8 protein-coding genes and 2 pseudogenes are annotated in these 11,029 nt (G+C 72.9%); 9 read left to right on the plus strand and 1 reads right to left on the minus strand.

All coding sequences use genetic code 11. The annotated features are described in order from the left end of the window. From BJF79_RS20630 to paaE, 4 genes and pseudogenes are all read left to right on the plus strand, one after another. A pseudogene (locus BJF79_RS20630) lies at positions 1 to 149 on the plus strand (1,2-phenylacetyl-CoA epoxidase subunit B); the annotation flags it as partial. 13 nt (positions 150 to 162) lie between these two features. Continuing rightward, positions 163 to 1,080: a 1,2-phenylacetyl-CoA epoxidase subunit PaaC gene (gene paaC, locus BJF79_RS20635; RefSeq protein ID WP_075899686.1), complete on the plus strand. Its 918-nt coding sequence runs from the start codon at positions 163 to 165 to the stop codon at positions 1,078 to 1,080. Further along, the gene (paaD, locus tag BJF79_RS20640) at positions 1,074 to 1,589 is read left to right on the plus strand and encodes a 1,2-phenylacetyl-CoA epoxidase subunit PaaD (RefSeq protein WP_075899698.1); all 516 of its coding nucleotides are present in this window, start codon (positions 1,074 to 1,076) and stop codon (positions 1,587 to 1,589) included. The genes paaC and paaD overlap by 7 nt, the downstream gene beginning before the upstream one ends. 1 nt (position 1,590) lies before the next feature. Beyond that, positions 1,591 to 2,672, plus strand: a pseudogene (paaE, locus tag BJF79_RS20645) (1,2-phenylacetyl-CoA epoxidase subunit PaaE). Between the two features lie 16 nt (positions 2,673 to 2,688). Here the strand turns inward: paaE and BJF79_RS65730 are convergent. After that, positions 2,689 to 4,848 (minus strand): DHA2 family efflux MFS transporter permease subunit, encoded by a 2,160-nt coding sequence (locus BJF79_RS65730; protein WP_316043404.1) that lies wholly within the window; start codon positions 4,846 to 4,848, stop codon positions 2,689 to 2,691. Positions 4,849 to 5,206: 358 nt separating this feature from the next. Here BJF79_RS65730 and BJF79_RS20660 point away from each other — a divergent pair, with 358 nt between their 5' ends. The 5 genes from BJF79_RS20660 to BJF79_RS20680 form a co-directional block, all read left to right on the plus strand. After that, positions 5,207 to 5,980 carry an IclR family transcriptional regulator gene (locus BJF79_RS20660; protein WP_075899690.1) on the plus strand — a complete coding sequence of 258 codons (774 nt, stop codon included), beginning with the start codon at positions 5,207 to 5,209 and terminating at the stop codon, positions 5,978 to 5,980. 19 nt (positions 5,981 to 5,999) lie between these two features. Beyond that, positions 6,000 to 7,679 (plus strand): OPT/YSL family transporter, encoded by a 1,680-nt coding sequence (locus BJF79_RS20665; protein WP_075899700.1) that lies wholly within the window; start codon positions 6,000 to 6,002, stop codon positions 7,677 to 7,679. Positions 7,680 to 7,686: 7 nt separating this feature from the next. Further along, positions 7,687 to 8,778 carry a hypothetical protein gene (locus BJF79_RS20670; protein WP_075899692.1) on the plus strand — a complete coding sequence of 364 codons (1,092 nt, stop codon included), beginning with the start codon at positions 7,687 to 7,689 and terminating at the stop codon, positions 8,776 to 8,778. Between the two features lie 46 nt (positions 8,779 to 8,824). Continuing rightward, positions 8,825 to 10,066: an alpha/beta fold hydrolase gene (locus tag BJF79_RS20675; protein ID WP_075899694.1), complete on the plus strand. Its 1,242-nt coding sequence runs from the start codon at positions 8,825 to 8,827 to the stop codon at positions 10,064 to 10,066. A 157-nt stretch (positions 10,067 to 10,223) separates the two neighbouring features. After that, positions 10,224 to 11,029, plus strand: an 806-nt coding sequence (locus BJF79_RS20680; protein WP_075899696.1) for a mycofactocin-coupled SDR family oxidoreductase, incomplete at its 3' end; no start/stop codon positions are given.

Here is an 11,029-nt window from a genome sequence, read left to right on the forward strand (position 1 = left end):
ACGAGGGCGTGAGCATCTGGGTCGTGCGCGCCGACGCGATCACCGCGTCCAGCCCGGACGAGAAGGACCCGCTGTTCGCCCCGAACGGCGACAAGATCTACCGGCACCCCACGTTCTATGACATTCCCGACGACGTGCCGCACATGTGAGGGGCGGACGATCATGACCGACGACCACGGCGGCGTCTTCGACGGGCTCGTCGAGGGCACGGGCGACGACTCGTCCCAGTGGGCCTTCGGCACCGGCTTCGAGGACCCGCTCGCGGGGGTCGACACCACGCCGCCGGACGGCGCCGACCCCGCGGCCCTCGCCGCGTACTGCCTGATGCTGGGCGACGACGCGCTGATCATGTCGCAGCGCCTGTCGGAGTGGTGCGGCCGCGCCCCCGACCTCGAAGAGGACATCGCGCTCGCGAACATGGCCCTCGACCTGCTCGGGCAGGCGCGCCTGCTGCTGTCGCGGGCGGCGGCCGCCGACCCGGGCGCCGTCCCCGCCCTACCCGGCGGCTCGCCCGTCCCGCCGGAGGACGCGCTCGCCTTCTTCCGCGCCGCCGGGGCGTTCCGCAACGTGCGGCTCGCCGAGGTCGCGAACGGCGACTTCGCGCACGTCGTCGTCCGCCTCCTGCTGTTCTCGGCGGCCCGGCTCGCGCTCCTCGACCGGCTCCGCGCGAGCGCGGACGCCGTCCTCGCGGCGGTCGCGGGCAAGGGCGTCAAGGAGGTCGCCTACCACCGCGACTGGGCGGGCCGCTGGTTCCGCACCCTCGCGCAGGGCACCGGCGAATCGCGCCGGAGGCTCGGCACGGCCCTGGACGCCCTGTGGCCCCACCTGACCGAAATGTTCGCGCCGCACCCCGTCGAGACGTCCCTCGCGGAGATCGGCGTCGGCGTCGATCCGGCGTCGATCGAGGCCGAGGTGGACGCCGTCCTCGCACGCGTCTTCGAGATCAGCGGCATCGACCGTCCGGACGCGGCGCCCCCGCCCGCGCCGTCCGGGCGGGACGGCGACCACACCGGCGACTTCGGCCCGCTGCTCGCCGAGATGCAGGAGGTCGCACGCGCACATCCGGCGGGTCTCTGGTGACCGCCCACGACCGGGCCCGGGAGATCGCATCCGGGGTGCGCGACCCGGAGATGCCGATGCTTACCCTCGCCGACCTCGGGATCCTGCGCGGCGTCGAGGTGATCCGGGACGCGGACGGCGGCGAGACCGTCGTCGCCTCCATCACGCCCACCTACAGCGGCTGTCCGGCGATGGCGACCATGCGCGACGACCTCGTGCACCGGCTGAACGACGCGGGTTTCGGCCGCGTCGAGGTGCGCGTCGTCCTCGACCCGCCGTGGTCCAGCGACTGGATCTCCGCGCGCGGACGGGCGGCGCTGCGCGAGGCGGGGCTGTCCCCGCCCGGCCCCGCCCGCCGGACGTCCGGTCCCGTGGCGCTCACGCTCGGCCCGCCCCGGCGCGCGCCCGCCTGCCCGCGCTGCGGCTCGACCGCCACCCGCCCGGCGTCGGAGTTCGGCTCCACCGCCTGCAAGGCCCTGTACCGCTGCACCGACTGCCTCGAACCGTTCGAGCACGTCAAGGAGATCTGAGATGCCCGCGCCCGCGCCAGCGCCCACCCGGTCGGCCGTCTTCCACCCGCTGACCGTCGCGGCGGTGGACCGGCTGTGCGAGGACGCCGTCGCGATCACCTTCGCCGTCCCCGCCGCGCTGCGCGGCGCGTTCGCGTTCCGGGCCGGGCAGTCGCTCACCCTCCGCCGGGTCGTCGACGGCCGCGAGCACCGCCGGACGTACTCGATCTGCGCACCGGCCGGGGCCGCGCCGCGCATCGGCGTCCGCGAGATCCCGGACGGCATGTTCTCCTCCTGGCTCGTGCACGACGTGACGCCCGGGACGCGCATCGACGTGCAGGCGCCGTCCGGTCCGTGGCGGGCCGATCCGGCGGCGGGGGAGCGGCACCTGTGCATCGCCGCCGGGTCCGGCATCACCCCGCTGCTGTCGGTCGCCTCGACCGTCCTGACCCACCCGTCCGCGCGGGTGTCGCTCGTGTACGGCAACCGGACGAGCCGCACCGTGATGTTCGCCGAGGAGCTCGGCGACCTGAAGAACCGGTACGGGCCCCGCCTCCAGGTCGTCCACGTGCTGTCCCGCGAACCCCGCGACGCCGAGCTGTTCTCCGGACGGCTCGACCGCGACCGGCTGCACCGCCTGCTCACCGGCATCGTCCCCGCCGAGGTGTTCGACCACGTCTGGCTCTGCGGGCCCTTCCGGATGGTCGAGGACGCCGCGCCGTGCTCGCCGGCCTCGGCGTCCCGGCCGACCGCGTCCACGTCGAGCTGTTCTACGTCGACGCGCCCCCGCCGCGGCCCCGCCGGGACGCCGGGACGCCGCCCGGTGCGACGACCGAGCTGACCACGGTCCTCGACGGGCTGCGCACCACCTCGGCGGTCTCGCGCGACACGACGATCCTCGAAGGCGCCCAGGCGACCCGCGCGGACCTGCCGTTCGCCTGCAAGGGCGGCGTCTGCGGGACGTGCCGGGCCGTCGTGCGCGCGGGCGAGACCGACATGCGCCGCAACCACGCGCTCGAACCGTCCGAGGTCGCCGCCGGGTTCGTCCTCACCTGCCAGACGTTCCCGGTGAGCGACCGCGTCACCATCGACTACGACGCCTGACGCGCCTGACCCGGCCTCAGCGCCCGCGGGGCCGGAGGCCGTCGAAGGCGACCGTGGTGATCGCCTCGGCGACCGTCGCCGGGTCGTAGGCCCCGTCCGCGCGGTACCACTCGACCAGCGAGTTCACCATGCCGAACAGCAGCCGGCTCACCAGCGGCGGCGGCAGGTCGTCGCGCAGCGCGCCCTCCGCGGCGGCCTCCGCGACCAGCTCGGCGAGCCGCTCGTCGAGGCGGCGCCGCCGGTCGAGCGCGGCCAGCTCGACGCCGCTGTTGCCCCGCACCCGCAGCAGCAGCGTGACGGACGGCTGGTGCGCCACCAGCACCTCGACGCCGCGCAGGACGACCCCGCGCAGCCGCTCGTACGCCGTTCGTCCGGCCGGGTCCTCCACGGCGTCGGCCACCACGGCGGTCAGCTCGTCGAGGGCGTCGTCCAGGGCCCGGCCGAGGAGCTGCTCCTTGCTCGTGACGTGGTGGTAGATCGCCGCTTTCGTCAGCCCCAGCTCCTTGGCCAGGTCGCCCATGCTGGTGGCGTCGTAGCCCCTGCGGTTGAACAGCTCCACCGCGGTGCGCAGGATCGCCGCCTGGTCGTACCCGGGACGCCCGCGGCGGCGCGGGGGAGTCGGTTCGCCCGTCACGGGCGCCAGCCTCTCACGGCGTCCGCGCCGGCCGCTCGCCGCCGTCCGGCACCTTCGCGCCGTCCGCACCGTCCGCGCCGTCCGCACCGGGCCCGGCCACGGCGGGGGCCGACGGTGCGGCCGGGCGGACGAACAGCGACACGAGCACCGCGACCACGCCGATGCACCCGGCCACGACGAACGGCGGTGCGCAGGCCGTCCCGCCCGAACGGCGCCGTCCCCGGCGGCGCTGCCGTGCGCGGCGACCGTGACGAACACGGCCGTGCCGAACGCGCCCGCGACCTGCTGGAGCGTGGCGAGGATGGCGCTGCCGTGGGAGTGCAGGTCGTCGGACAGCACCCCGAGCGACTCGGTCATCAGCGGGGTCATCATCATCCCGAGCCCGATCATGAGCACGACGTGAATGGCGATGACCACGCCCAGCGGCGAGCCCTCCCCGAGCGTGGTGAACAGCCACAGCGACACCGCCATGGCGAGCGCGCCCGGGATCACCAGGGGACGCGCCCCGAACCGGTCGAACAGCGCGCCGACGGGGCGTCCGAGCAGCCCGAGGGCCAGCCCGCCCGGCAGCACCGCCAGCCCGCTGACGAACGTGGTGGTGTGCAGGACGGTCTGCAGGTACAGCGGGAGCAGGATCGCCGCGGCGCCCAGCATGCACATGAACAGCAGGGCGGTCAGGATCAGGGCGACCACGAAGCTGCGGTGCGTGAACGGGCGCAGGTCGAGCAGGGCGCGGCCGCGGCGCTGCAACCGCAGCTGCCGCACCACGAACACGGCGAGCGCGACGGCGCCGACCGCGATCGGCGCCCACGCCGGCACGGCGTGCTCCCCGCCGCCGGACTCCCCGATGGAGGACAGGCCGTAGAGCAGGCCGCCGAACCCGGCCGCGGACAGCAGCACCGACAGGACGTCCAGCGGCACCGCCTTGGTCTGGGCGTCGAGCCGCAGCCAGACCGCCCCGATGACCAGCGCGGCCACCGCCAGCGGGAGGACGAGCCAGAACATCCAGCGCCAGCCCAGCGAGGACAGCAGCGCCCCGCCGATGGTCGGCCCGACCGCGGGGGCGACCGCGATGACGATGGTGATGGTGCCCATCATCGAGCCGCGCCGCTCGTGCGGCACCAGCCGCATCACCGTGGTCATCAGCAGCGGCAGCATCACCGCGGTACCGCACGCCTGGACCACGCGCCCGACCAGCAGCGTCCCGAAGCCGGGGGCGGCTCCGGAGAGCAACGTGCCCAGGGCGAACAGGGTCAGCGAGGCCAGGAAGATCTGGCGCGGGGTGAATCTTTCGAGCAGGAAACCCGTGGTCGGGATGACCACGGCCATCGTCAGCAGGAAGCCGCTGGTCAGCCACTGCACCGTCGTGGTGGAGACGGCGAGTTCCTCGCCCAGGTCCCGCAGCGCGACGCTCAGGATCGTCTCGTTGAGGATCATCACGAAGGCCGAGGCGACCAGGACGCCGATCAGCAGCCCCGTCCGCGGCGGCGCCGTGGCCGGACGGTCGGGGCCCGCGGGCGCGGCGTGGGCGGAATCGGTCATGGAGAAGTACCTCGTGGAACGGTCGAAGGCCCGGCACCGTGACGCGGCACCGGGTGGCGGGGCGGTGTGTGATTACGCGGGTGTGACTACGCGGTGTGACTACGCGGGCGTGCGGACGGGACGGCCGCTCAGCGGGGGCCGTTCGGCGATCGGAACGTGACCATCCTCGTGAGTTTAGACGTCGGCGGGGCGGCGTCCGTCCATCGGACCCCGCCCAGAGTCGATCATCACGGTGCCCGGGTAAAAACCAGGTTACTTCCATCTTTCCGGCTTGACCGTAATGAGCCAACAGCGGATACAGTGCGGCTCAGAAATAGCAACGCCGTTGCGATTAACGCAACAAGGAGAGGCGGTCGCGTTGGGCGAGCCGGGGCGCGGTACGGCCAAGACCCTCGATCGGGGCCTGCTGGTGCTGCTGGCCTTCCAGCATCGGACGGAATGGGGGGTCAGCGAGCTCGCCAGGGAGCTCGGGCTCGACAAGGCGGTGACGCACCGGCTGCTGACCACGCTCGCGCACCGCGGGTTCGTCCTCGCCGACCCCGACACCCGGCGGTACCGGCTCGGCGTCGCGGTGGGCGTGCTCGCCCGGGCGGCCGAGCGCGGCGGGACGCTGGAGGCGTCGGCCCGTCCGCGGCTCACCGCGCTGGCCCGCGAGCTGGGGGAGAGCGCGATCCTGAACGTGCCGCACGGCGCCGGCTACCGGACGGCGCTGGCGGTCGACGCCGCCGGGCCCATGCGGTACTCGGCCATCGTGGGGGAGACGCTCCCGGCCCACGGCGGCGCCGCCGGGCACGCCATCTTCGCGTTCTACCCGGACGACGACGTCCGGCGGCTGCTGGGCGCGGGACCGCTGGAGCGGTTCAGCGACACCACGGTCACCGACCCGGACGAGCTCCGCGAGCTGTACGCGCGGGTCCGCCGGGACCGGGTCTCGATCTCGCACGGGGAGTACGACCTCAACGTCACCTCGGTCGCGGCGCCGGTGTTCGCCGCCGGGGAGATCGTCGGCTCGCTGGTCGTGATCGGCCCGCACCACAACGTCACGGAGAAGATCGACACCACCATCGCGAGGGTGCGCGGGGCAGCGGAGTCGCTGAGCCGCCTGCTCGACGGCGGCGGGCCCGAAGAGTAGCGAGGAAGAGCCTGTGACCATGCGATCGCTGAAGGGGGCGGCCCTGCACGGGCCGGAATCGCACCCCCGCGCGCACGAGCCGGTCGTCCTGATCCTCACCATCGTGCTGTCGGTGCTCGGCGCGCTCATCGGCCTGCACCTGGTGACCACGCTCGGCATCTCGGCCAACACCTCGGTCATCGGGGCGCTGATCGCGATGCTGGTGGGCCGCATCCCGGCGCGCAAGCTGCGGGAGATGCGGTCGGTGCACCGGCAGAACCTGGTGCAGAGCGCCATCTCCGGCGCCACGTTCGCCGCCGCGAACTCGCTGCTGGTGCCGATCGGCGTCCCGTTCGTCCTGGGCCGTCCGGACCTGGTCTGGCCGATGCTGCTGGGCGCAGGGATCGGGCTGTTCGTCGACTCCCTGGTGCTGTACCGGGTGTTCGACTCCAAGCTGTTCCCGGCCCGCTCGACGTGGCCGCCCGGCGTCGCCGCGGCGGAGACGATCGTGGCCGGGGACGAGGGCGGCCGCAAGGCCATCGTGCTCGGCGTCGGCGGCCTGGTGGGCTTCCTCGGCTCGTTCGTCAAGATCGCCGGGAACGCGCTGCCGTTCTCGGCCGCGGGTGTTGCGCTGATCGGCAACATCTGGGCGCTGGGCATGTTCGGCGTCGGGCTGGGCGTGAACCAGTACGGCAAAGAATGGTTCGACATCGACCTCAACGAGATGTACATCCCGCACGGCTTCATGGTCGGCGCCGGGCTCGTCGCCCTCGTGCAGGCCGTCGTCCTGCTCGTCCGCAGGCAGCAGGACAGGTCCGACGACGGGTCCGGGGACGGGTCGGGGGACGACAGGGACGGCCGGACGGCCGTGGGCGCGCAGACCGACGAGGCCATGCAGACCACGGTGGACGAGCGCGGCCTGGGGCGCGCGCTCACCCAGGGGTACGTGCTGTTCGTCCTCGGTGCCCTGACCGTGGCGCTGACCGGCGGGATCCTCGGCGACCTGTCGGTGGTCGAGCTGATCGGCTGGTGCCTGCTGGCGGGCTTCGCCGCGCTGGTGCACCAGCTGATCGTCGGCCTGGCCGCGATGCACTCCGGCTGGTTCCCGGCGTTCGCGGTCACGCTGATCTTCATGGTGCTGGGCCTGGTGATCGGGATCCCGACGGTGCCGCTGGCGCTGTTCGTCGCCTACATCGCCTCGACCGGGCCCGCGTTCGCCGACATGGGCTACGACCTGAAGGCGGGCTGGATCCTGCGGCAGGGCGGCACCCCGTACCGGCTCGTCGAGCGGGCCGGCCGCAAGCAGCAGTACATCGCGCAGCTCGTCGGCTTCGCCGTCGCGCTCGCCGTGGTCGCGGTGACCTGGAAGTCCTACTTCGAGGGCGGTGAGATCCCGCCGGTGTCGAAGGTGTACGCCGACACCGTCGCGGGCGGCCTCACCGACACCTCCACGCTCACCAACATCCTGATCTGGGCGGTCCCCGGGGCGCTCATCCAGTTCATCGGCGGGCCGGAGCGCCAGATGGGCGTCCTGCTGGCCACCGGACTGCTGATCCTCACCCCGTACGCCTGCTGGTTCGTGCTCGGCGCACTGGCCTTCAGGATCATCTGGGCCCGGGTGCGCGGACCCGAGGCCGCGAGCGGCGAGCTGAACCTGATCGGTTCGGGACTGATCGCCGGAAGCTCGCTCACCGATGTCAGCCGCGTAGTGAAGGGATAAGGCACAAGTGGAAGTGACCAGCCGGATCGAGTCCCGGCCCGAGTACCTGTCGTACGAGGCCGCGCTCGGCGCCCGCAAGCTCGTCGAGGAGATCATGCTCGTCAAGCCGGGCGAGGACGTCGTGATCACCGCCGACAGCTCCACCGACTCCCGGGTCGTGGAGGTCACCGCGCAGGCGGTCGCGGCCGCCGGGGCGACCCCGACGGTCGTGCAGTACCCGACGCGTCCGTCGTCGGCGATGGAACCGCCGGGGCCGGTGGCGGGCGCGGTCGCGCGCTCGCAGGTGTGGATCGAGTACGCGCTGGCGTACATCATGCACTCGGACGCGTTCCGCGCGGCGATGGCGCAGGGCACCCGTTACGCGAACCTGACCGGCATGGACGTCCAGATGCTCGTCGACACCGTCGCCCGCGTCGACTTCCAGGGCACGATCGACCTGGGCAAGGCGCTCGTCGGGCTGCTGGAGAAGGCCGACGAGGTGCGCATCACCACCCCGGCGGGCACCGACCTGCGCGCCCGCAACGGCGGCCGGCCGATCAACCTGCGCGGCAAGCCCGCCGAGAAGCCGGGCGAGACCGTCATGCTGGCCGGGCAGATCTCCTGGAACCCGCTGGAGGAGACGCAGGAGGGCGTGCTGGTGTTCGACGGCGCCGTGTGGCCGCCGAACGACCTCGGCCTGATCCGCTCGCCGATCCGGATGGAGGTGAGCGAGGGCACCGTCACCTCGATCGAGGGCGAGGGCACCGACGCGACGATCTTCCGACGCTGGATGGAGGCGCAGGCGAAGTCCGCCGACGACGCCGAGGTCGGCCGCAACATGTACCGGATCGCGCACTGGTCGCTCGGGTTCAACCCCGGCGTCACCCAGCCGACCGGCCGGATCGTGGAGGACGAGCGCATCTTCGGCTGCGTCGAGCTCGGCCTCGGCACGAAGGGCGCCTGGATCGGCGGCGACCCGTTCCTCGCACCCGCGCACACCGACGGCAGCATGCTCGACCCGTCCATCTACCTGGACGGCGAGGCGATTGAGGTCGAGGGCCGCTACGTGCACCCCGACCTCGTCGAGATCTGCCACCGCCTCGGGATCCCGGGCTACTGATGATCACCGGACGTTCCGGCAGCGCGGCCTCGTCTGCACCGACCACGTGGTCGAGGTCCCGCTCGACCACGACCGTCCGGACGGGCCGCGCATCGAGGTGTACGCGCGCGAGGTCGTCACCGCCGCCGAGGCGGACGCCGACCTGCCCCGGCTGCTGTTCCTGCAGGGCGGCCCGGGCGGGAAGGCGGTGCGGCCCGCCGCCAAGAGCGGGTTCGTCGGGCGGGCGCTGGACGGCCACCGCGTCGTGCTGCTCGACCAGCGCGGCACCGGCCGCTCCACGCCCGCGAACCGGCGGACGCTCGCCCGGCTCGGCGGTCCCGCCGAGCAGGCCGCCTACCTCGCGCACTTCCGCGCCGACGCGATCGTCCGGGACGCCGAGATCCTGCGCCGGGAGATCAACGGCGGGCGGCCGTGGACGACGCTCGGGCAGAGCTACGGCGGCTTCATCACGCTGGCGTACCTGTCGCTGGCGCCCGAGGGGCTGCGGCGCTCGTTCGTCACGGGCGGGCTGCCGACGCTCACCGGCACCGCGGACGACGTCTACCGGCTCACGTTCGACCGGACGCTGGAGAAGAACGAGGAGTACTTCGCCCGCCACCCCGGCGACCGCGACCTGTGCGCCCGCATCGTCGGGCACCTGCGGACGGGCGACGTGCGGATGCCGACGGGGGAGCGGCTGTCCCCGCGCCGGTTCCAGGGGCTCGGCCTCGGGCTCGGCACCCGGTCCGGCTTCGACACGCTGCACTTCCTCCTGGAGGAGGCGTTCGTCGACGGCCCGGACGGGCCCGAACTCTCGGACACGTTCCTCGCGGGGGTGCACGACGCGACGAGCCTCGCCGCCCGTCCGCTCTACGCCCTGTTCCAGGAGCTGATCTACGCGCAGGGCGGGGCGACGGACTGGGCGGCGGAACGCGTCTACCGGGAGCGTCCGGAGTTCGATCTGGACGGCGGCGCGCCGTTCGCCTTCACGGGCGAGACGTACTACCCGTTCGACTTCGACGAGGATCCGGCGCTCGTGCCGCTGCGCGAGACCGCGCACCTGCTGGCGGCGAAGGACGACTGGCCGCGCCTGTACGACCTCGACCGGCTCGCCCGCAACGACGTGCCCGTCTACGCGGCGATCTACCACGACGACATGTTCGTCCCGCGCGAGTTCTCCCTGGAGACGGCGCGCGCGGTGCGCGGGCTGCGGCCGTGGATCACCAACGAGTACGAGCACGACGGGCTGAAGGAGGGCACCGCCGTTCTCGACCGCCTGCTCGGGATGGCCGAGGAGGACGGCGCGTAGCGGAAGGCGTCGCGTTCGAGGGGAGGCCGCGGCCCGCGGCCTCCCCTCGCCGTCTCCGGGCGGCGAAGCGGCGGCCAGGTGCAGGTCGGACGGGCCATTGCTCTTTTTGGCACCCGGTGCCATCATGAGCGGACCGCTTCCGACGTGGAGGTTTCCCATGGGACGTTTGACGGGCAAGGTCGCTTTCATCACCGGTGCCGCGCGCGGGCAGGGACGGGCCGAGGCCGTCCGGCTCGCGAGCGAGGGCGCGGACGTCATCGCGATCGATCTCGCGGAGTCGGCCAGCTCGTACGTCCGCTACGAGCCCGCCACGCAGGCCGAACTGGACGAGACCGTCAAGCTCGTCGAGCAGCAGGGCCGCCGGATCGTCGCCCGCAAGGCCGACGTCCGCGATCTGCCCGCGGTCGAGGCGGCCGTCCGCGACGGCGTAGCCGAGCTGGGCAGGCTGGACATCGTCGTCGCCAACGCGGGGATCGTGAACTACGGCCGCACCTGGGAGATCACCGAGGAGCAGTGGCAGGACCTCATCGACGTCAACCTCACCGGCGTGTGGAAGACGATCAAGGCGACCGTGCCGACGCTCATCGAGCAGGGGCAGGGCGGCTCGATCATCATCACCAGCTCGGTGGCGGGTTCGAAGGGGCTGCCGTTCCTCGCCCACTACGCCAGCTCCAAGCACGGCGTCGTCGGCCTGGCCAAGGTCCTCGCGAACGAGCTGGGCGAGCACGACATCCGGGTCAACACGGTCCACCCGCACGGCGTCGCGACCGGCATGACGGACGACTCGATGGGTGATTACCTCGCCGCGTCGCCCACGCTCGGCCCCATCTACATGCCCGCGCTGCCCTACCAGATGGTGCAGCCCGAGGACATCGCGAACATGGTCGCGTTCCTGGCGTCCGACGAGGCCAAGTACATCACCGGCACCCAGATGCGGGTCGACATGGGAGCGATCAACCGCTA

The organism is Actinomadura sp. CNU-125, from assembly GCF_001942465.1.
Classification (GTDB): domain Bacteria; phylum Actinomycetota; class Actinomycetes; order Streptosporangiales; family Streptosporangiaceae; genus Spirillospora.